The 20,384-nt window shown below is 64.4% G+C and carries 24 protein-coding genes; 13 read left to right on the forward strand and 11 right to left on the reverse strand.

Annotated elements, in window-relative coordinates:
* The first annotated feature begins 36 nt into the window (after positions 1–36).
* The gene (locus tag AC5Y5C_RS04820; protein ID WP_499970584.1) at positions 37–705 is read left to right on the forward strand and encodes an MspA family porin; all 669 of its coding nucleotides are present in this window, start codon (positions 37–39) and stop codon (positions 703–705) included.
* A gap of 12 nt (positions 706–717) precedes the next feature.
* Here AC5Y5C_RS04820 and AC5Y5C_RS04825 read toward each other — a convergent pair whose 3' ends face one another.
* From AC5Y5C_RS04825 to AC5Y5C_RS04845, 5 genes are all read right to left on the reverse strand, one after another.
* A complete protein-coding gene (locus tag AC5Y5C_RS04825) occupies positions 718–1,461 on the reverse strand; it encodes an ESX secretion-associated protein EspG (protein WP_499969562.1) in 744 nt (247 codons plus the stop codon).
* Positions 1,458–2,495, reverse strand: coding sequence for a PPE domain-containing protein (locus tag AC5Y5C_RS04830; protein WP_499969564.1), 1,038 nt, complete (start codon positions 2,493–2,495; stop codon positions 1,458–1,460). Before AC5Y5C_RS04830 ends, AC5Y5C_RS04825 begins: the two co-directional genes overlap by 4 nt.
* A 3-nt stretch (positions 2,496–2,498) precedes the next feature.
* The gene (locus AC5Y5C_RS04835; RefSeq protein WP_030096139.1) at positions 2,499–2,870 is read right to left on the reverse strand and encodes a PE family protein; all 372 of its coding nucleotides are present in this window, start codon (positions 2,868–2,870) and stop codon (positions 2,499–2,501) included.
* Positions 2,871–3,015: 145 nt separating this feature from the next.
* On the reverse strand, positions 3,016–3,366 hold the full coding sequence (locus AC5Y5C_RS04840; RefSeq protein WP_499969566.1) for a metallopeptidase family protein: 351 nt from the start codon (positions 3,364–3,366) through the stop codon (positions 3,016–3,018).
* A gap of 28 nt (positions 3,367–3,394) precedes the next feature.
* On the reverse strand, positions 3,395–5,080 hold the full coding sequence (locus AC5Y5C_RS04845; RefSeq protein ID WP_499969569.1) for a septum formation family protein: 1,686 nt from the start codon (positions 5,078–5,080) through the stop codon (positions 3,395–3,397).
* Between the two features lie 85 nt (positions 5,081–5,165).
* On the opposite strand from AC5Y5C_RS04845, the gene AC5Y5C_RS04850 reads away from it, so the two are divergent.
* From AC5Y5C_RS04850 to AC5Y5C_RS04865, 4 genes are all read left to right on the forward strand, one after another.
* Positions 5,166–5,603, forward strand: coding sequence for an ankyrin repeat domain-containing protein (locus tag AC5Y5C_RS04850; RefSeq protein WP_499970586.1), 438 nt, complete (start codon positions 5,166–5,168; stop codon positions 5,601–5,603).
* Positions 5,604–5,670: 67 nt separating this feature from the next.
* Entirely contained in the window at positions 5,671–6,927 is a 1,257-nt protein-coding gene (serS, locus tag AC5Y5C_RS04855; RefSeq protein ID WP_499969571.1) for a serine--tRNA ligase, read from the forward strand.
* 5 nt (positions 6,928–6,932) lie between these two features.
* Positions 6,933–7,742, forward strand: coding sequence for a DUF5718 family protein (locus AC5Y5C_RS04860; protein ID WP_499970588.1), 810 nt, complete (start codon positions 6,933–6,935; stop codon positions 7,740–7,742).
* A 47-nt stretch (positions 7,743–7,789) separates the two neighbouring features.
* The gene (locus AC5Y5C_RS04865; protein ID WP_499969573.1) at positions 7,790–8,248 is read left to right on the forward strand and encodes a nitroreductase family deazaflavin-dependent oxidoreductase; all 459 of its coding nucleotides are present in this window, start codon (positions 7,790–7,792) and stop codon (positions 8,246–8,248) included.
* Here AC5Y5C_RS04865 and AC5Y5C_RS04870 read toward each other — a convergent pair.
* The gene (locus tag AC5Y5C_RS04870; RefSeq protein ID WP_499969575.1) at positions 8,245–9,798 is read right to left on the reverse strand and encodes a Rieske 2Fe-2S domain-containing protein; all 1,554 of its coding nucleotides are present in this window, start codon (positions 9,796–9,798) and stop codon (positions 8,245–8,247) included. The two genes, AC5Y5C_RS04865 and AC5Y5C_RS04870, sit on opposite strands and share 4 nt — an antisense overlap.
* A 114-nt stretch (positions 9,799–9,912) precedes the next feature.
* Between AC5Y5C_RS04870 and AC5Y5C_RS04875 the strand changes: the two genes are divergently transcribed.
* A complete protein-coding gene (locus tag AC5Y5C_RS04875; protein ID WP_499969578.1) occupies positions 9,913–10,392 on the forward strand; it encodes a MarR family winged helix-turn-helix transcriptional regulator in 480 nt (159 codons plus the stop codon).
* On the opposite strand, the gene AC5Y5C_RS04880 is transcribed toward AC5Y5C_RS04875, so the two are convergent.
* The gene (locus AC5Y5C_RS04880; protein WP_499969580.1) at positions 10,351–10,692 is read right to left on the reverse strand and encodes a hypothetical protein; all 342 of its coding nucleotides are present in this window, start codon (positions 10,690–10,692) and stop codon (positions 10,351–10,353) included. The two genes, AC5Y5C_RS04875 and AC5Y5C_RS04880, sit on opposite strands and share 42 nt — an antisense overlap.
* Positions 10,692–11,405 (reverse strand): AAA family ATPase, encoded by a 714-nt coding sequence (locus AC5Y5C_RS04885; RefSeq protein ID WP_499969582.1) that lies wholly within the window; start codon positions 11,403–11,405, stop codon positions 10,692–10,694. Before AC5Y5C_RS04885 ends, AC5Y5C_RS04880 begins: the two co-directional genes overlap by 1 nt.
* Before the next feature lie 130 nt (positions 11,406–11,535).
* On the opposite strand from AC5Y5C_RS04885, the gene AC5Y5C_RS04890 reads away from it, so the two are divergent.
* The 3 genes from AC5Y5C_RS04890 to AC5Y5C_RS04900 are packed head-to-tail and all read left to right on the forward strand — an operon-like array spanning position 11,536 to position 13,823.
* Positions 11,536–12,516, forward strand: coding sequence for an NAD(P)H-dependent flavin oxidoreductase (locus tag AC5Y5C_RS04890; protein WP_499969584.1), 981 nt, complete (start codon positions 11,536–11,538; stop codon positions 12,514–12,516).
* On the forward strand, positions 12,507–12,920 hold the full coding sequence (locus AC5Y5C_RS04895; protein WP_499969586.1) for a tautomerase family protein: 414 nt from the start codon (positions 12,507–12,509) through the stop codon (positions 12,918–12,920). Before AC5Y5C_RS04890 ends, AC5Y5C_RS04895 begins: the two co-directional genes overlap by 10 nt.
* A gap of 12 nt (positions 12,921–12,932) precedes the next feature.
* Positions 12,933–13,823: a LysR substrate-binding domain-containing protein gene (locus tag AC5Y5C_RS04900; RefSeq protein ID WP_499969587.1), complete on the forward strand. Its 891-nt coding sequence runs from the start codon at positions 12,933–12,935 to the stop codon at positions 13,821–13,823.
* Here the strand turns inward: AC5Y5C_RS04900 and AC5Y5C_RS04905 are convergent, their stop codons facing one another.
* Complete coding sequence (locus AC5Y5C_RS04905; RefSeq protein WP_499969588.1) at positions 13,824–14,387, reverse strand: CHAP domain-containing protein; 564 nt, start codon at positions 14,385–14,387, stop codon at positions 13,824–13,826.
* 74 nt (positions 14,388–14,461) lie between these two features.
* Complete coding sequence (locus AC5Y5C_RS04910) at positions 14,462–15,184, reverse strand: phosphotransferase (RefSeq protein WP_499969590.1); 723 nt, start codon at positions 15,182–15,184, stop codon at positions 14,462–14,464.
* Positions 15,185–15,228: 44 nt separating this feature from the next.
* On the opposite strand from AC5Y5C_RS04910, the gene AC5Y5C_RS04915 reads away from it, so the two are divergent.
* Genes AC5Y5C_RS04915 through AC5Y5C_RS04930 form a run of 4 tightly spaced genes read left to right on the forward strand, consistent with a single transcriptional unit; the run spans position 15,229 to position 18,427 of the window.
* Positions 15,229–16,002, forward strand: a complete 774-nt coding sequence (locus tag AC5Y5C_RS04915; protein ID WP_499969592.1) for an SDR family NAD(P)-dependent oxidoreductase — start codon at positions 15,229–15,231, stop codon at positions 16,000–16,002.
* Positions 16,003–16,049: 47 nt separating this feature from the next.
* Positions 16,050–16,847: a lysophospholipid acyltransferase family protein gene (locus AC5Y5C_RS04920; RefSeq protein WP_499969594.1), complete on the forward strand. Its 798-nt coding sequence runs from the start codon at positions 16,050–16,052 to the stop codon at positions 16,845–16,847.
* Positions 16,848–17,612, forward strand: coding sequence for a lysophospholipid acyltransferase family protein (locus tag AC5Y5C_RS04925; protein WP_499969596.1), 765 nt, complete (start codon positions 16,848–16,850; stop codon positions 17,610–17,612).
* Entirely contained in the window at positions 17,609–18,427 is an 819-nt protein-coding gene (locus AC5Y5C_RS04930) for an HAD family hydrolase (RefSeq protein WP_499969597.1), read from the forward strand. Before AC5Y5C_RS04925 ends, AC5Y5C_RS04930 begins: the two co-directional genes overlap by 4 nt.
* Positions 18,428–18,468: 41 nt before the next feature.
* On the opposite strand, the gene AC5Y5C_RS04935 is transcribed toward AC5Y5C_RS04930, so the two are convergent.
* Entirely contained in the window at positions 18,469–20,220 is a 1,752-nt protein-coding gene (locus tag AC5Y5C_RS04935; RefSeq protein ID WP_499969598.1) for an N-acetylmuramoyl-L-alanine amidase, read from the reverse strand.
* Positions 20,221–20,384 lie beyond the last annotated feature (164 nt).

The following is a 20,384-nucleotide window of genomic DNA, read 5'->3' on the forward strand; positions in this document are numbered from 1 at the left end:
CTCAACCACATCCATTTCTGAGAGGCGTCGATGACGATGTATAGGACTCTTGCCGCCGTGACTGCCGCATGCATACTCACGGGCGTGATACCGGTGGCGTCGGCTGAACCCGTTCCCTCCCCACATCCATTGCCCGCGGCGTCCGAGGATCCACCGCTGGACAACGGCGTCGTCGCTTCCGAAGAGCCGGCCACCGTCACAACACCTGACGGCTGGGTGTTGGCAATGGCGGCGGAAGAAGAGACCCAGCTGCCTATTCCGCCGCTGACTACCGCGGTGTCATCCCGCGAGTACCTCGCGGGGGGCACATTCATCGCCAGCGTCAAGGGCCGTGGCAGCACCAAGCTGAAGGGCGGCACGGTCGAGGCGGGCTATCAGATCGGCTGCGGTATCACGCTGAGTGCTGTCCGACTGACCGGAAGCGTCGGACTCTCCTCGTCACTTGGCCAGTCTGGCATCGGCACCATCGGCATGCCCCTTGTAGGAAACATCGAAGTAAGGCCCAAGCCCGGCGAAGTCATCAATGTCTCTGTGACCAAAAAGAAGTTCAAAGGCATGCAATCTCGAGTCACGCTCAAGGACGTTCACATCAAGATTGACGGATGTATCGGGCAGTCGTTCCTGCGCTCGTATGCGATCCTCACCAGCACCACCTCGGGAACCGAAGACATCATCGCCTACTACGGCATCACCAAGATGGTGTGAGTAGAACTGCTGCTATTCCAGGCCGAGGCTCTTGAGCGCGTGCGTCATCCGCTGCGGTGTCGCCGGAGTGAGCGTGGCCCATAGTGCACCGTCGGCAGACGTGCTGGGGGTGGCCATGATTCGACCGAATGCGGTGTCGTACACCGCAACTCCGCCTGGTGCACGGTCGGTGATGCCGTCGACTCGGCGAATCGCGGTGATCTCCGTTGTCGCGCCGCGGCGAGCCATAGCCTTCGCCACGGTTACCGCGTCGGCCTTGGTGGCACCGAGCGCCACGAGGTGCCGGGCCATATCGGCCGGCTCGGCGTTGAGGGCCAGGGCGAGTGGCTCGGCGGGCGCATTAATCGACCCGAACTTCAGCGGAGCGGCATCGCCCAGGTAACGCCACAGTTCGGCGCCCAATGATCCGGACACCGATCGCATGGCCACGCCCTCGCCATCGTTGACCAGTAGTACATACGCCTCGCCGTGCTCGACCAGACACAGGCGCAGCATCTGCGATCCCGCCCAGCGGCGTACTGCCACCTGACCGGTGGCCTTGCTGGCCGAGGTCAGCATGTCGCGCAGCGTCGGATGAAGGTCCTCGCCCTTCAGCAGGTTGCGCTCTTTAAGCCTGGTGCGGGCGCTTTCCAGGGCGTCTCGATGCTCCACTTCGTCTTCGTGGCGCGGACCTGCGGCCAGCACAACCGGCAAAAGGTCATTGCCGGTGATCTCGCGGGTCAGCTCCAGTTCGTCGAAATCCAGGCGGACGGTCACAGCTCTGCGCTCGCACCGAGGACCGGCGGCGCCACTGCTCCCTTGGAGCCACCGCGTTCGAACAGCGTTGAGGCGTCGACGTTTTCGAAGTCGGCAACCTTGTCGCTACCCGACTTGTTGGTCAGAATATCCGGCAGTTCGACGGGCTTGCTCTCGTCGCCCATGAAGACGCCGGTGGCGCCGATGGCCGTGAGCTTCTCGTCGTCGTCCTCGTCCTTCTTGCTGCCGACGTTTCCGACCTTGATGCCCTTGCCCGCGCTCGCGGCCAGCGCGCCGCCGGCCATCATGCCGGCCATCGGCGCACCCATTCCGCCCATGCCCATACCGGAGCCGCCGGCGGAGGCCGCGTTGGCGGTCATCGAGATGGCCCCCGCGCGGGCACTCTGCACGCCGGGCACCGAGTCGGGGCTCAGCGGGCTCGGGCCCATCTCGGACAGGCCGACGCCCGCAGCGCTGACACCGGTGTTGCCGCTGTTGGCTTCGGACTTTTCTTCGGGGTACTTGATGATCTCCGGAGCCGGCGGGAACTCCACGACCTTCGCCGCGGGCTCGCTTGCCGACTCGTAGGTTTCCATGGCCTTGGCGGCCTGCAGGTCGAGACCCTGCTCCATGCCCTCGGTGGTGGCGTGGAGTCCGAACAGTGCTCCACCTGCCGACAAAGCCTCGGCCTTGGCCTTCTCGAGCTGGGCCAGATCGTTGATGTGCGGCATGTCAAGAACCGCGGTGCCGTACGACTCGGCGTAGGTGTTGGCGGTGTCGCTGACCTCCTGCGTCAGTCCGGCCATCTTGTCCAGCCACTCGGTAAACGGGGTCAGCTTGGACAGCGCCTCCTCGGCACGAGGTCCGCGGTATCCCTCCATGAGCTTCTCGCCCACGCCCAGGCTGCTCTCGTGCACCTCGGCGAACGCGGCGCTGATCTCTTGCCAGGCCAGTGCGCTGTCGACGACATGCGTCGGACCAGCGCCGGTAGTCAGGTCCAGGGCCAGCTTCTTCGCCTTGCGGGCCACCCAGTTGACGCCAGTGAATCCGGTCATGATCTATTCCCCCACACCATTGATACGGGCGGCGTTGTGCCGTTCGAGGTCGACGAACGCCTGCGAGTTGCGTCGGAACGCCTCGGCAATGCGCTTGAGCTGCTCGATGCCGTCCTTGGCGACTTTCTCGAAGTTCTCGTTGGTCTTCGCGGAGGCGTTGGCCACCGCGGTGGACACCTCGTCGCGGCCCGCAGAGCCGAACTTCGTGGCCTCAAGCTGCTTGTCGAGAGCTTCCTGCAGTCGCTGCGCCATCGCGTCGTACTCGACAGCGGCATCCTTCATCACATCCGGATCGACCTGCAGAACAGTTCCCGGCTGGTTAGCCAGGTCCCAACGGATCTCCTCACGCTGGGCGGGCGCCGGTACGTCAGCCATCTTCTGTCCCCTTTCCCCCACTTGTCTCGCGTCGTCCTAAGGGCAGTTTTGCCCTTTCACTAGAGATGGACGGCGGATCCCTCTATTCGGTTCCATCATTCTCCAAGATTTTTGGATTTTTTTCTAGCAAACCTCAGCCGCCTCTTTAGCCCCAGCCCAGCTGGTGTAATCGCTCATCGTCGATACCAAAATGGTGCGCGATCTCGTGTATCACCGTGATCGTCACCTCGTCGACCACCTGATGTTCGCTGGAACACATCTCGAGCAACGGCTCGCGATAGATGGTGATGGTGTCCGGAAGTGCGCCCGCGTAAAAGCTGTCGCGCTCGGTCAGTGCGATCCCCTCGTACAACCCTAGTAGCTCGGGGTCCTCCGGATGCCGGTCCTGGACCAGCACCACCACATTGTCGATGGCGGCCGCGAGCTTCGGCGGCACGGCGTCGAGGGCATCGGATACGAGTTCCTCGAACCGTTGCTCGCTCATCTGTACCGCCATCAGGGGCCGACGTCGGAGATCGGCACGGCTAGGCCGGCCCGGGTGGCGGCGCTCCCGGGGGCGCCTGTCCCGGTACCTGTCCTTCCATCGGCGGCCCCTCCATGGGAGGGCCATCCATCGGCGGGCCCGCGGGCGGCGGTGGTGGACCCGCGCCCGGCGGCAGCGTCGTGACGATCGTATTGCCAGGAGGATTGCTGGGATTTGGTGCAGCCGAGGATGTCGGCGGCTGAGAGGTCCGCGTCGGCTGCTGAGTTGTTTGTTGCGTTGGCTGCTGGGTACGGGTCGGTTGCTGTGTGTATGTCGGCTGCTGCGTGTAGCTAGGTTGCTGCGTCGGCTGCTGGGTAGGCACCGGGGTGGTGGACAACGGGATCGGCGGCAGGTTCAGCCGGTCGGCGGGAATGTCCGGCGGTGGTACCGGCGGCTCCCCGTTGATCAGTAGTTGCCCGCTCTTGGCGCTGTTCACCAGGGTCGACCATGCGCCGTTGCCCAGGGTGGACCCGATGTTGCAGCTGACCTGACGGCTGCCGGCGGTCCAGCTTGGCAAGGTGATCGTGTTGTACGACAGCGTCAGCGTGGTGGCGCGGAATCCGTCGGGATTGCCCATGTATTCGTTGGTCAGACGGTTGCAGTTGTCCTTGATGAACGCATCCTGATCGGGTTCGGGTGGCACCGAACCCGGGAACTGCTCTGCCAGGCTCACCGTTCCGGTGATCTCCATGGCATGAGCCCTGTCGCAGTCCACGGGGAGCTCAGTGGGCAGGTTGGTCGTCGAGTCGATACCCACACAAGTGCCCACCGGCCAGACCTTGGACTGGTCCTGCTCGGCGACCTTGCCGCGGAACAGCTGTTGCTGGTTGTCGGAGCCGGGGAGCTGAAGCCCGCACAGCACTCGTCGTTCGCCCGCCTCGGACCAGCCTTTCTTATCGGGGTACAGCATGCCCATGGTGAATCGGCTGTTCGGGTCGTAGCGATCACCCAGGTAGCGGTTGATGGCAACCTGGCACTGCTCCTGGCTGATTTCCTGGATGCGCACCATGCTGGGCGGTTGCGAATCCGGCCCGTACTCCGTGCCGGGGAAGGTGCGCAGGTCAATGGACTCGGCGACCTCGAAACGATGGTCGCTGGCACAGTCGACGGTGCGGACATCGGCCATGGACGAGGGCGCGGACCAACTGAGGCAGTCACCGCCCTTCGCCGAGTTGAAGGTGCTGTTGCCCGGGGCGCCGGTGCTCGGCACCGGGTTGGCGTCGATTCTGTTGACCAAGCGGTCCGCCGAGGTCCAGCCGTCCGGCAGTGCCTGGGTGAGACCCGCGATGAACAATCCACCGAAAGTGACGAGCAGCAGCGCGCGATGCGTGGAACGCTCTTTCAATCCCTCTTTCAGGCCCTCCCACCAGGGGGCCTTCCCCGATGTCCGGGCGTCGTCCACGTCAGTTGCGGGCGCGTCGACGCCCGCGCTGTCGGGATAGTCCAGGACTTCCGTATGGGGAGATTCGGCATGGGGAGATTCGGCGGCGTCGGCCGATTCGGTGTCGGAGTCTGAGGCGACGGGGGGCTCCGGGGTGTCCTGGGCGTCTGCGGGCGGCACGGGAGCATCCGCGGACTCAGCGGCGGAGTCTGCGGAGGTATCGGTGCCCACCTCGTCATTGGTGGATTCGTCCAGGGAGGACTCGTCCCGCTCGACCTTCGGCGTGGGTTCGGCTTCGTCACTCATACTGCAGTCATTGTTACAGGTGGCGGTGCGGGTTAGCCCAGTGATGCTGTCCGCACGCGCGGCTAGATTGAACTCTGTGACAACGATGGAACCTGACCGTGACAACCCGGACGACCAGGCGGGGGAAGCCGAGCATCAGGCCCGCGTTGCCGAGCAGGTCGCGGCACTCGCCCACGAACTGTTCGACATGGCCAGAGAGGGCAACGCGTCTACCCTGGCCGCATACCTGGACTCCGGTGCACCGGTGGATCTGACGAATGAGGCGGGCGACACTCTCGTCATGCTGGCCGCCTACCACGGGAACGCCTCGACGGTGAGGTCGCTGATAGCGCGTGGCGCCGATGTCAACCGTGCCAACGACAAGGGACAGACCCCCTTAGCCGGCGCAGTGTTCAAGGGCACCGACGACATCGTCGAAATCCTGGTCGAGGCGGGGGCTGACCCTGCCGCCGGGACCCCGTCCGCGCTCGATGCGGCACGGCTGTTCGGCAAGGACGGGTATCTGAGCCTGTTCGGTGCGTGATGGATGCCTCGTGGGCATCCCGTAATGGGTTGGCCGCGCTTTCCGGGTCCCACGTAGTGTTCAGCGGGTGATCGACCTCAAATTCCTGCGCGAAAACCCCGACGTGGTGCGTGCCTCGCAGCGTCTGCGGGGCGAGGACCCGGCACTCGTGGATGTGCTGCTCGACGCCGACACGGCCCGGCGGGCGGCTGTGTCGACCGGCGATACTTTGCGCGCAGAGCAAAAGACGGCAAGTAAGAAGGTGGGCCAGGCGACGCCCGAGGAGCGCCCTGTGCTGTTGGCCGCCGCCTCTGAACTCGCGGCGCGAGTCAAGGCCGCCGAAGCCGAGCAGGTGGTTGCAGAGGCCGCATTCACCGAGGCGCACAAGGCCATCAGCAATGTGGTGATCGACGGTGTCCCGGCCGGGGGCGAACAGGACTTCGTGGTCCGCGAGCTGGTGGGCGAGCCGACTGCCATCGAAAACCCCAGGGACCACGTGGAATTGGGTGAGTCGCTGCGCCTGTTCGACATGGAGCGTGGCGCGAAGGTCTCCGGTGCCCGGTTCTATTTCCTCACCGGATATGGAGCGCTGCTGCAACTGGGCTTGTTGCAGTTGGCCGTGCAGACCGCCGTCGCCAATGGTTTCACTCTGCTGATTCCGCCAGTACTGGTCAAGCCCGAGATCATGGGCGGCACAGGATTTTTGGGTGCCCATGCCGACGAGGTGTACCACCTCGAGGAGGACGACCTGTATCTGGTGGGCACCTCGGAGGTGCCGATCGCTGGGTACCACTCCGGCGAGATCCTGGATCTGAATGACGGGCCACTGCGGTATGCGGGATGGTCCAGCTGTTTCCGTCGCGAGGCCGGCAGCTACGGCAAGGACACCCGCGGCATCATCCGGGTGCACCAGTTCGACAAGGTGGAGGCCTTCGTCTACTGCAAGCCCGAGGACGCCGAGGCCGAGCACACCAAGATCCTGGGCTGGGAGCGCCAGATGCTGGCCCACATCGAGGTGCCGTACCGCGTGATCGATGTTGCGGCAGGAGATTTGGGATCATCGGCAGCACGCAAGTTTGACTGCGAGGCGTGGGTTCCGACGCAGCAGGCCTACCGCGAACTGACCTCTACCTCGAACTGCACCACCTTCCAGGCGCGGCGGCTGGCGGTGCGCTACCGCGATGAGAACGGCAAACCGCAGACGGCCGCGACCCTCAACGGCACGCTGGCGACCACGCGATGGTTGGTGGCGATTCTGGAGAACCACCAGTTACCCGACGGCAGCGTCCGGGTACCCACGGCCCTTGTGCCCTTCGTGGGAACCGAAGTGTTGGAGCCCAAATGAGCAAGATGCTCGACGTCGAGCTGGACGAACTGCGCACCTGGTTCGGCTTCGGGGTGGCCGGGAACTTCGCCGGGCATCTCGAACAAGCCGGGGAGTCAGTGGATTTTGTAAATGTTGCGTCAAACGGCATCGCGCCCAAGGGGATCTTCCCCTGGTACGTACCCGGTGACGGTGGATTCCTGGGGGAGTTCCCGCTCTCGCACGACGAGACGGTGCTGCCCGAGAGCGATACTCCGCTGAACCTGCAGATCGAACCCGAGGTGGGGTTGGCATGCCGGGTGCATTGGCGAGGTGACGTCGTCGCCTCACTGGAGCCATTCGCGCTGGGGGCTTTCAATGACTGCTCGATCAGGCGGCCCAATGCGCCCAAGATCAGTTACAAGAAGAATTGGGGTGCGGCTTCCAAAGGCGTTGCGCGACAGTTCTTTGAGGTCAGCGATCTCACTCCCGACGGACCAACTGCCACGCTGCGGCTGAACTGTCATCTGCACACCGCGGATGGACAAGAGCACGAGTACGGCGTGGACAGCCCACTGCTTGGGTACTCCTATTACGGCGAAGTTCTTTTGGACTGGATCACCGAGCGCCTGGACAACCAAAAGGGTTCGCCGGATACTCCGCTGGAGGATGTGGGCGCACTTATGGTGGCTGCCGGACACCCCGCGCATGTGCTGATCGGCATCGGAGCCACCAAGTACACACCGCTGGGCGAATCCACCTATCTGCGGGAGGGCGACGAGGCCGTGGTGCGCGTGTATAGCACCGAATCCGCTGAGGCCTCCGAGCTACGGCAGCGGGTGCGTAGCGTCCACTAGGTGGGACGCTCCGGTTCGGGTTTCCGAATGCGCGTTAGCGTCGAGATATGACCGAAGGCGTGACGTCGGATACGTACCGGGAACTTTCTGAAAACGGAGTGCATCAACACAATAGCCGGATGATCAGGCTGCTCCGCGAGAACGGCGGCAAGCTCCCCGGGGTGGCCGATGACGAGATGCCGGTCCTGATTCTGACGATCACCGGCGCCAAGTCGGGAATTGAACGGCTGACGCCGCTGGGGTATTTCGAGCACGACGGGCACAGATTTATCGTCGGGTCCAACGGCGGGCAGCAGCAGCCCCCGTCATGGATCTTCAATGTGCGCGCCCATCCCGCGGTGACCGTCGAGATCGTTCCCCATGTCTACAGAGCCGTTGTGCGCGAGCTAGATTCGAGCGAGCGTGACGAGATGTTCCCTGCGCTGGTGGCTACGTATGCGTTCTTCGGCGACTACCAGTCGCGGATCGACCGGGTGATTCCGATGTTTGAGCTGGTACCCGCTTAGCCGAGCTTTCTTGAGCGCAGCTCGTGGCCCTTGGAGGTCAGACAGCGCCCGGTCTCCAGGTTCCAGTCCCACCCGTGCAGATTGCAGGTGAGCGTCTTTCCTTCTACCACACCAAATTTAGACAGGTCGGCCTTCAGGTGCGGGCAGCGGCGCTGGATCTCCCAGCCGTCCAAGGTGATCGAGGCGCTGTCGTCGTGGGCTTCGGCGAACCAACCGTCGGCGTAGGCGATGCGCTCGTTGGTGAGGCACTTGAAGAAGGTGTACAGATACTCGTTGTAGCCGCCTACCCGCCAGGCCTTGAAGCGGGTGGACAAGAAGATGGTGTTCACCCAATCCGGTTCGTCATCGCGCAGCACCGTGCGCACCAGCTCGGGCGCGATCTCGAAGCCATAACGATACTTCTCGTTGGGAATAGGCTCGCGCACAATCCGTTTCGGAAAATCAAGGACGACAGTCTCGCTACCGATTCTGAGTTCCACCGGATAGCCGATGCCGTCGCAGATCTGATCGGTCTGCGCCATGATCGGCTCGAACTTGGCGCGCAGCGGCTCCAACAATGATTCGCCGATAGCGGGCGCCCAGGAGGCCTTCTCGGCGGCGAGTACGGGAGCCATTCGCTGCGCGTACTCTTCGATGTACGCGGCCTTTCCTGCGCCGAAGATGTGTTCGGCCTCCGCGTCCGAGACCGGGTGTGTCAACGAATTCAACTCGGAGGCAGTGAAATCGGCGATCGTGCCGGGAATCATGAGCAGTCCCTTGTCGTGGCCGTGCTGTCGCATCTGGTCCAGGAACACCAGCTGGTCCGGGAAGATGTTCGCCGGATCGCCATGGTCGTCGTTGAGGTCACGCAGCTGTGCATCCAGGAAGCATGGCGGGCCGGCGGACGGGATAACCCAGGTGGCTCCGACCTGCGCGATGTACTGACGGCACCGGTCCATCTGGCGCTGCCGTTTCTGGGTGCCAAAGGCCTCCTTGGCGCGGGCAGGCATGTCGTAGACCATCGGGTACCAGATGGCTCCCGAGTACTGCAGCATGTGCACGTCGATATGGCCGAATTCTTCGGCCAGCACATCGAGATCGACGGGGCGGGCATCGTTCATGTTGAAAGCGGTGGTGGTGCCGTCAGACACCACGAGTCCGGAGTCGCCAATGGGTCCGTCGGCCGGTGCTCTCAACGCGATGATCATGATGTCCAGATCGCCCTTGGGGCCACTGACGCGGTGCTTCACGGAAGTCTCGGTCTCCACGAACGTGTGGAATCCCAGCCCTTCGAGCTCGCGTTTCAGGTCCGGCACCGGATAGTCGGGCAGCAGCACCACTGCGTCCTTGTTGACGTGCTCGGCCAGATTCTTCGGGTCGTAGTGGTCCTTGTGCAGATGCGAGACATAGAGGTAGTCGCAGTTCCCGAGCCGGTCCCAGTCCAGGGTGCTGTTGTCGGGGAACGGGAACCAGGAGGCGAAGTACGCCGGGTTGACCCAGGGGTCGCAGAGGATGCTGCCCGCAGCCGTCTCGAGGAAGAATCCGGCGTGGCCAACACTGGTGACTCGCATGGCCCCCAGCCTATCGAGCTGCGATTACGGGAGCCAAAGGCGCGGACGGGAGTGGAGGTCCGCTATTTGTACATCAAAATCCTCTTGTATAGAGACGCTACGTAAAATTGGCCTGTGTCCACTACTGATGGCCTCACCGCAGACGTACTGACTGTTATCGCGCGGCTCAATCGCTGGGTGTCCAGCCAGGCTGAGCTGCCTGTACCTACCGGACAGGCGCGGCTGCTGGCACTCGTCGGCGAAATGGAGGACGCGCGGATCTCCGATTTGGCTCAGGCCGACCACTGCAGCCAGCCCACCATGACCGTGCAGTTGAAGCGGCTGCAGGATGTCGGGTATGTCGAGCGGCGGGTCGATTCCGCCGACAAGCGGGCGCAGCGCATCAAGTTGACCGCGGTAGGGCGGGAAGCCCTCGTTGCCATGCGTGCCGAGCGGCAGAGCGTTCTGGATCCGTGGCTGAGCACGCTGCCGCCCGGTGAGCAGCGCACACTTGCCGAGGCTGCCACGATCCTCGAAGGCCTTACCCGCCGGATGGTCGCGCAGGGCGATCGGTCACCAGGCCCCGACGACGTACTCCAACAGGGCAAGGGATAGAGCGCCTAAGAGCGCGACGACGAACGAGGCACCGACTGTGTAAGGCACCGCTTGGTGTGGGCGTAGCCGTTCCGCCACCAGGCCGGCTCCGGCCCCGAACCCGCCGATGACGGCGAAACCGCCGAGCACTAAGTAGAAAACGGCGCCGAACATCGCCGGCCAGATGTTGGCTGGACCGCTGACGTAACCCGCCATCGGCACCGGAAACCGGTATGCGACTGCGGTCAGCCCCGCAGCGGTAGGACTGAATGCGACCGCGCAGGCGGCGCCCAGTACCGCACAGCGCGTGCCCCGTCGCATCATTCGGCCTCGAACAAGTGCCGCAGATAGGCCCGCGGGTCGGATAGGAATCGTTGCCAGTGCCCCACCATCTCCAGGTCGTTCCAATCGCATTGCTGCACACCGTCTTCCCCGAACTCCAGGATGGTGGCGCCAGGGAATGCCGCGAGCACGGGGGAGTGGGTGGCCATGATGACCTGGGACCCCGCGGCGACCTCGCTGTCGAGCATCGCCATCAATTGCAGCGACGAGGTGAAGGACAGCGCCGCCTCGGGCTCGTCGAGGATGAACAACCCGCGCTCCATGTCACGCTCGGCAAGGAACGCCAAGAACGACTCGCCATGCGAGCGCTCATTGAGCCGGCCGTTGAAGATCTGTTCCGGGGTGCGCTGGTCCACCGCCGTGAACAGCTGGTGCATCGCCTCGGCGCGCAGGAAACATCCGCCACCGGGACGCGGGTGCTCGGCGTCGAAGGTGATGGCCCAGTGCAGGTTGGTGTCCTCGGCTCCGCCGGGGGCGCCCCAGTGCGTCACGGCGTAGGGCAGTCGCGAACGCCACGAGGAGGCGACCGCTTCCAGGAAGGTCGACTTGCCTGAACCGTTCTCCCCGACGATCACGGTGACGCCGGTGGTCAACCGAAGAGGCTCGCTCGCGATCTGTGCTATCGCAGGGATCTCCAGATACCAAGCATCGGGCTGCTTTTCACGATTGATCGCGATCTGGCGCAGGATCACTTGTCGATGGTATCGGGACCCGCCCTTCTTAAAGGGAGGGATGTAGTCTTGAGAACGTTCTGAAAAACAGAACGCTCCTATCGCTGGAAACCGTTGGACCTGCGGTTTCTCGTGAACCTACGGTTGAGACATGACCTTGAAAACTCGGTTGACCCACGGCTTCGGCATCGAGCATCCGGTGGTCCTGGCGCCGATGGATGATGTCGCCGATGCGCGCCTCGCGAGCGCCGTCGGCGCGGCGGGTGGGCTGGGCCTCCTTGGCGGCGGCTACACGAACGAGGCGTGGGTTCGCCAACAGTTCGAGCGGGCCCACAGCGCCGTCGGATGCGGGTTCATCACCTGGACCCTGAACGGCAACGAGCATGTCCTTGATTTCGTGTTGGAACAGAATCCCGCAGCGATCTTCCTGTCGTTCGGAGACCCCGCGCCCTATGCACCGCGGATCCGGGCCGCCGGGGTGCCACTGATTTGCCAGGTCCACAACATCGAGCAGGCTTCCCGGGCTATCGAGGTGGGCGCTGACGTCATCGCCGCTCAGGGGGGAGAAGCGGGCGGACACGGGGTCGGACAACGATCGACGTTCACCCTGGTGCCCGAGATCGTGGACGTTGTCGCGAAGAACGCGCCTCAGGTGCTGGTGTTGGCGGCCGGCGGAGTGGCCGATGGCCGCGGTCTGGCGGCCGCGCTGGCTCTGGGCGCCGACGGGGCCTTGGTCGGGACGCGCTTTCTGGCCGCGCAGGAAGCGGCGATCTCTCGAGCCGCCCAGCAATATGCCCTTCAGGCCGGCGGCGACGACACCATCCGCCAACACGTCTACGACATTGTGCGCGGCAAGAATTGGCCGTCCGTGTACAGCGGCAGGGTGTTGCGCAATGACTTCGTCAACACGTGGCACGGCCACGAAGCCGAGCTCGTCAGAAATCTCGACCGGGCTCGTGCCGATTACCAGACAGGTTTGGCCGGTGAGGATTACACCGTCGCGAATCTGATCGTCGGTGAGGGCATTGGGCAGATACGGAGTATCGAGAGTGCCGCCGACATCCTCCATTCCATGGTGGCCCAGGCCGCCGCTATCCACCCGACACACCAAGGAGTCCGCCCATGCCGCTAGTGCGTATCGACGTCACCTCGGATCGGACGCGTGAACAGCAGCGCGCCATCGCCGACGCGGTGCACGAGGCCCTGGTCGAGGTCTTGAAGATCCCTGTGCGCGACCGGTTCCAGATCATCACCGCGCATGACTCGGCGGATATCGTCGCCGAAGATGCGGGACTGGGATTCCACCGATCGGCGCAGGTGGTGATCGTGCACATCTTCACCCAAGCCGGCCGAACGACGGAGACCAAACAGAAGGTCTTTTCTGCGCTGGCCGCGAAACTGGGCGCTGCCGGCGTGACAGGCTCGGATTTGTTCGTGGCGATCAGTGAAAATGGACCGCAGGATTGGTCTTTCGGCTTCGGGCAGGCGCAGTACGTCACCGGCGAGCTGGCCGTTCCGGCCGCCGCGAGTGCGTGATTGACTCCAGATATGGAGCTCAGCGACATCACGCATTTCCTCGCGGTTGCCGAGGCCGGTGGTATTTCTCATGCGTCGAAACAGCTTCACACCGTGCAGTCGAACGTCAGCACTCACATCAAGGCCCTGGAGGACGAACTCGGCGTCGAGCTGTTTCGGCGGCATGCCCGTGGAGTGACCCTGACCAACGCGGGGGAAGCCTTTCTGCCGTACGCGGAGCGCATCACGGCGCTACTGAGAGAGGCCGCTCAAGTAGTCGGCAACGAGGCAGAACCCACTGGGACACTCGCGATCGGAGCCATGGAAACCACTGCAGGCCTGCGCCTGCCCGGCATCCTGGCCGCGTATGCCACTGACTGCCCGCGCGTCGACTTCACACTCACCACGGGTACCACAGCCGAATTGACCGACATGGTGAACGATCATCGGCTCGATGGCGGATTCGTGTGTGGGCCCGTCGAGAATGCCGGTTTCACAACGGATTTAGCGTTCGTGGAAGAGCTAGTGCTGGTCACGGCCCAGCGCTACACCGATATCCGGGAAGCTTTCGACGCAGCGGCACGGATGCTCGTCTTTCGCAACGGCTGCGCCTACCGCGACAGGCTGCACGAGATCTATGTCGACCACGGCATCGCGGACCCTCAGGTTCTCGAGTTTGGGAGTCTGGAAGGAATTCTCGGATGTGTCGCGGCCGATATGGGTGCGACGTTGCTTCCGGTCGCGGTCGTCACGGCGTCGCAGCGTGCCCCGGCACTGCGTGTGCACCAGCTGCCGCCAGTCCAGGCACGAGTCGAAACGTTGTTTGTCCGCCGTGCCGACTCGGCTGTTTCACCTGCGATGTCGCAGTTCCTGCGCCATCTGCAGCGCGCCGATACACCGATGCTGCGATCGGTCGCGCGGTGATTACTCGTAGCGCCCGTATCCGGTGATACCCGAATCATCGGCAGCCACATAGGTCGACAACCCGACTCCCCTGCCCTCGCCCCCACCGACCGTGGTCAGGGTGCCGTGGTCATTGATCAGCACGATGTTGACATGCTGGCCCTTCGGACTCGGCTCGTCGTACAACACCATGTCGCCCGGCTTCGGTGCGTACTCGGGGGTCTCGTAGCGCCCTTGATCCTTGAGGTACGCGGTGAGCGTCAGCACCCCCGGAATGCGCCAGTTCCCGGAGTTCGGGTTGGCGAACGGCCGGCCCGACTCACGCATCACCCAACTGGCGAAGTCGGCGCACCAGGGCTCGTCGTTGCCCTCCGAGTACTTCACCATCCCGGCCTGCTCTGCGTATTCCTGCCCGAGGACCCGCACCACTGCCGCCCGCCCGGGGGTCAGCGCGGTGATGTCGACGATCGGGAATGCCGGGCTCGCGGTGCGGGAACGGTAAAAAGCGATGGCGCCGCCCGCTGCCACCACCAGGGCCGTGACGAGTGCTACCAGTGACAAGGCCCGGCGGGTCGGCAGACGCATGCGGTCCAGATTACGGAAATTTGCCGCCCGGCAAGCCTGGGCAGGTTAGTCAGGGCCAGGCAGGCTAGGCAGGGCTAATCTTCGGAGTCCCATAGCCGCCGGTAATAGGCCATGCGTGCAGGGTCCTCCGCCACGCCGTACGCCTCGAAGAAGACAGTGTCCCAGCCTGCGCCGTAGTTCCATTCCAATGACCAGCTGGCCACCGCGAGGTCCGCCCAGCGGTCGGCTACCCCTAAATCGCCGAAATCCACATGTCCGCACCAGTTCCCGGCATCGTCCACGAGAGTGTTCGGCGCGCACGCGTCGCCGTGACAGACCACCAGGCGATCGATCGGCGGGTGCTGCCTCAGCCCTCCCGGATTGGCGATGCGGGCCACGCGATCGGCCACCGCCCAGCTGTACGGACAGTCGTCGGCGGGCAGCCGGTCATGCAGCGCGCGCAGCCCGGAGCCGATCGCGCGCACCGCGGGTTCGGGGTTGTCGATCCAGCGGGGCACCACCGCGCTGTCACCGGGGATACCGGCGGTGTGCAGCCAATGCAGCGGACCGTCGGTATCGGCGCCCAGGACCACGGGAACCGTCGCGTGGCGACCCGCCCAGGTGAGCTTCTCGGCCTCGACGCGCAGGTCAATCGCCGGATGAGGCGCCGACACCTTCACGAATTCACGGTGGGGCCCGTCGTCGATCCGAAACGTGCGCCCCCCAATTTCGTTGTCCCACACCGGTGTTATCGGTCGCCCAGCCGCGAGATGCCTCACGATCTCGGGGATGGTCACCGGCTCGGTCGGAATCGTCACCGTTCCAGTCTGCCCGTCATCGGTCGGCGGGTAGCGTGCCGGGCGTGAACCTCAACGACTTCCAGGCGCTCTACGACTTATCGGGACGTACCGCCATCGTCACCGGCGGGACCCGTGGAATCGGGTACGCGATCGCCGAGGCCCTCGGTGCCTGCGGGGCATCGGTGGTGGTGTCCAGCCGCAAGGCCGACGCCTGTACCGCCGCGGCGAAGGAGCTACAGGACAAGGGATATCGAGCGCTTGGCGTGCCTGCCCATATGGGCGACCTGAGTGATATCGACGGTCTGGTCGCCGGCACGGTCGACGAGTACGGCGGCGTCGACATCGTGGTCAACGCGGCCGCCAACCCGGTCGCGCAGCCCATGGGCAGCTACACGCCGGAGGCGCTGGGCAAGTCGTTCGACGTCAACGTGCGCGGTCCGGTGTTTCTGGTGCAGGCGGCGCTGCCGCATCTGACCGCCAGTGAGCATGCCTCGGTGCTCAATGTGGTGTCGGTGGCCGCTTTTCAATACGTGCCGATGTTGTCGATGTATGCGGCCATGAAGGCCACACTCATGTCCTTCACCCGGTCGATGGCCGCCGAGTACACCGGTCGTGGCATTCGGGTGAACGCGCTGGCCCCCGGCACCGTCGACACCTACATGCTGCAACAGAACCCGCAGGAGGTCATCGACGCGATGGCCGCACAGTCGTTCATGGGGCGCCTGGCCTCCACCGACGAGATGATCGGTCCGGCGCTACTGCTGTTGTCGGATGCGGGTTCGTTCATCACTGGGCAGGTGATCGTGGCCGACGGCGGCGGTCTGGTGCAGCGTTAGTCGGGTATCGAGTGCACCAGGCGGACCACCAGCGCTAGGCTCGTCACGTGGAGCCTGTATATGGAACGGTGATCGGGCTTGCCCGTGCCGTCTGGGCCGTTCAAGGCCTGAAATTCACCGTTACGGGTGTTGAGAACCTGCCGACCGAAGGCGGGGCGGTAGTGGCGATCAACCACACCGGGTACATGGATTTCACCTTTGCCGGGCTTCCGGCGTTCCTTCAGAAAAAGGGACGCAAGGTGCGCTTCATGGCCAAGAAGGAAACCTTCGACAACAAGATCACCGGACCCATCATGCGAGGCTGCCGGCATATCTCCGTCGACCGTGTCGACGGGGCCGCGTCCTATACGGAGGCGGTCGACAAGCTCAAGGCGGGTGAGCTCGTCGGGGTGTATCCGGAGGCGACCATCAGCCGCAGCTTTGAGATCAAGGAATTCAAATCAGGTGCGGCACGCATGGCCATTGAGGCTGGCGTGCCGATTGTTCCGCATGTCGTCTGGGGCGCGCAGCGCATCTGGACCAAGGGACATCCCAAGAATCTCGGTCGCACCAATACGCCGATCTCCATCGCGGTGGGCGCGCCTATCGAGCCGACACTGCCGGTTTCGGAGCTCACCGCGCTGCTGCATGCACGCATGCAACATCTGCTGCTGGAGGTGCAGGACGACTACGGCCCCCATCCGGCCGGAGCGTACTGGGTGCCGCATCGGTTGGGCGGGTCCGCGCCGACCTTGGCCGAGGCCGCACAGTGGGATGCGCAGGACGCTGCCGAGCGCAAGGCACAACGCGCCGCTCGTGAGGCAGAAAAGCAGGCCCACAAGGACGGGGTACAGAAAGACAGCTAGATGGAACCGGTTTACCGACTCCTCGAAATCACGGCCAACACGGCGGTCTTCCTCACCGGGACGACGATCAGATATCGAGGTCTGGAGCAGGTCCCGTCCGGCGGCGGTGCGGTGATCGCGATCAACCACACCAGTTACGTCGACTTTCTTCCCGCGGGATTGGCGACGGTCCGCGCCGGCCGGCGGTTGCGGTTCATGCTCAAGGCTGAAATGCAGGAGGTGCCCATCATGAACTTCCTGATCAAGCATGCCAAGGCGATTCCCGTGGATCGCAGCGCGGGCCACGGTGCCTACGAGGCGGCCGTCGACAGCTTGCGCAGTGGCGAGATTGTCGGGGTGTACCCGGAGGCGACGATCAGCCGTAGCTTCGAGCTCAAGGAGTTCAAGAGCGGAGCCGCACGGATGGCACAGGAGGCAGGCGTGCCGATCGTTCCGCTCATCGTCTGGGGCACGCAGCGCATCTGGACCAAGGATCATCCAAAAAATCTGGGGCGCAGCAAAATTCCAGTAAATGTTGCAGTGGGTGCTCCGTTGGCGGCCTCCTCGGATTCTGAGCGCACCACTGCCGAATTGCACGACGCCATGGAGCGGCTGCTGGCCCAGGCGCAGCAGGGCTATCCGGAGGACGCCGGCGCGTACTGGCTGCCCAGGCGCCTAGGCGGTAGCGCGCCCTCCCTGGAAGAAGCCGCCGTGCTCGACAAAGCGGAACTGGCAGAACGCGCCCGCCAGAGAGCTCAGAAGAAGACAGGGCCGGGCCGCCCGTGACTCGTCCCGCCCTCATCGCGTCCGACGTGGACGGGACGTTGATCGATTCCGGCGAGGTGCTGTCAGCGCGCACCCGTGCGGTGATCACCGCCGCGGTCGAATCGGGTACCACGTTCATCCTCGCCACCGGACGCCCGCCCCGCTGGATCACCCCGATCGTCGAAGCCCTTGGTTTCGCGCCGATTTCGGTGTGCGCTAATGGATCCGTTCTATACGATGCGGAAAGTGACCGGATTATCTCGGCGGCCACGCTCGGCCCGGCGGAGCTCGCCGTGCTCGCTGAGGTTGCGCAGGCCGCCATACCAGGGGTGGGCCTGGCAGTGGAGCGGGTCGGTCGCAGCGCACACGACGCCGCGACACCGCAGTTCGTCAGCTCGCCCGGATACGAGCATGCCTGGCTGAACCCCGATAACACCGAGGTGTCTCTGGACGATCTGCTGAGCTTTCCGGCGGTGAAGCTGTTGGTGCGCAAGGCCGGAGCCCGCAGCTCAGAGATGGCCGAGATCCTCGCGCCGCTGGTGACCGAGGCGGGCGCGGCCATCACCTATTCCACCGATAACGGGCTCATCGAGGTGATGCCCACCGGAATCAGCAAGGCCAGCGGAATCGCCGTGGTGGCGGGTCAGGCCGGGGTGCAGCGGGAATCGGTCATCGCCTTTGGCGATATGCCCAATGACGTGGCCATGCTGCGCTGGGCAGGACACGGGGTGGCGATGGGTAATGCGCACCCGGACGCGCGCGCCGCCGCCGACGAGATCACCGCCACCAACGACGACGACGGGCTGGCCAAGGTTCTTGAACGCTGGTGGGGCTGAGGTGCTTACGTTCGGGCTGCCGGCCTCGTTCCCGGCGGTCGTTAGGCCGCGGGTGCGAACTGCTCGACCGGGGGTGGTGGTGGAGGCGGGGCCGGTGCGGGCGGCGGCGGTGCCGCCGGTGCCGCGGGGGCTGAGAACTGTTCCGGCAAGGCGTTCTGTGCCACCGGCGCCACCCCGAGTATCTCGCGGGTCTCCCCATTGATCACACTCGAGACCCGGCCGCTGGCCCGGTCGTAGATCAGGGACCCGTTCTGAAAGTTCTGCACGATGATGTTCGGCTCGCCCAGCTCGTCGCCCACGGGGAGCCCCAAGGGCCCACGCTCGAAATCTGTTTCGGCCCAGGCGTGGTAGATCGCCCCGACGACGGGGTGGGTACCGGTGCCCGGAGAGAAGTACATCGCTCCGTTGCGGAAGGTCGCGAAGCGGGCGTCACCAACAGCCTGTTGCTCAGTGGATGTGGGCGCGCCAAGGGTGCTTTCGGTGCTGCCCAGCCGCATCCAGGTGTCGTAGATGGCGCCGCCGCGCATCGCGTCGACCAAATCAGGTGGCTCTCCGTTGGCGGCGCCCGCGGCGATATCGCGCAGCCGGGGTATCAAACGGTAGGCGGCCTCACCCGGGCATTCGGTGTTCCCGACATCGCGGTGCGTGAAAATCGTTGGCAGGGTGACGACTTTTCCTCCGGGCACGGTGGTGAAGGGTCCGCCCTCGGAAGCCAGGTCCACCTGACCGCGCGGATCCACGCCGGCGAGCCGCAGACGCCAGCCCAGCATGCGGCCAGCGGATTGCAACATCGCAGGGGACGGTTCCTCGCGGGTGAAGTCGCCGATCAGCGCGAGACCCCAGCTGTGTTCGTTGAATCCACCGGTGTGTGCGCCCTGCACGTTGTTGGCGATACCGCCGAAGCGGCCCTCGAAGATCTGTCCGTACTTATCCACCAGGACGTTGTAGGCGATGTCGCACCACTTGAGTGTTTTGGTGTGATACGCGTAGATCGCCCGGATGATGGCGGCGGAATCATAGGGCGAGTAGTTGTTGCTTCCGGCGGTGTGGTGGACCACTCCGGCTCGCACGTCCTTGTTGTAGACCGCAGGGCATCTGTCTGATTCGTTGGCACCCCACTGGGCGCGAGTGATGATTCGTGGGCCCGCTTGGGGCAGCGCTATCGGTGCCGACCAGCGCTCTTCGAACCGCGCCCCGTCCGCGGGCGCCAGCTTGGGACTGATCAGGATGGCATCGAGTCCGGTGGTCAAGGGTTGTTCGATGCTCGCGGGCCGATAACCCAACCCCGGGTCGGCCGATGTCCGGCCACCGTCGGCTTGCGGGGTCTTCACGTTCGCGCCGTACCGGGGTTGCACCGCGATCTGAGCGGAGTGAGTGGAGCCGACGAATACCGGCTCTGTCGCCGCGGGGATCCCCTTGTCTGGGGCGACCGGATCGCCCGACTCAACGGGGTGGAGCTCGTACCACTGCCCCCAGCCACCACCGGTCTGCTGGGCCCGCACAGAAACGTTCACGGAGGTCAGGTCCTCACCACGGACGGCGATAAGGCTGAAGGAGTCGGCCTGCTGGACGTCGTGCACGGTGGCGGGTGTGTTCGGGCCGGGTATTCCGACCTCGGCGGTCAGTACGTCATGAGTCGCAGCGTTCTGCAATGACTGCGAGGTGATGGCAGTCTCTTCGGCCCGCTCGGTTTTGAGGTGATCGACCACGCTGACGGTCATCACCGTCGCGGTCGCGGCAACAGCCAGCGCAAGCTGCCGTCTCACGGGCATCTTGCTGACTCGTACTGGCACGTCGTCTCTCCTGGATCACACGGGACGCGTCGCATGGAGCGACACAACCACCAGGGATGTTACGTATGGGACAAATGTGACTAGTGATTCGACACGCGTCAATTGTCGATCTTGATGTTTGGCGCGTTGGCCACACGCAACGACACCGCAGAGCCTCGATGCCC

The sequence above is a fragment of the Mycobacterium sp. NGS15 genome (assembly GCF_059813245.1).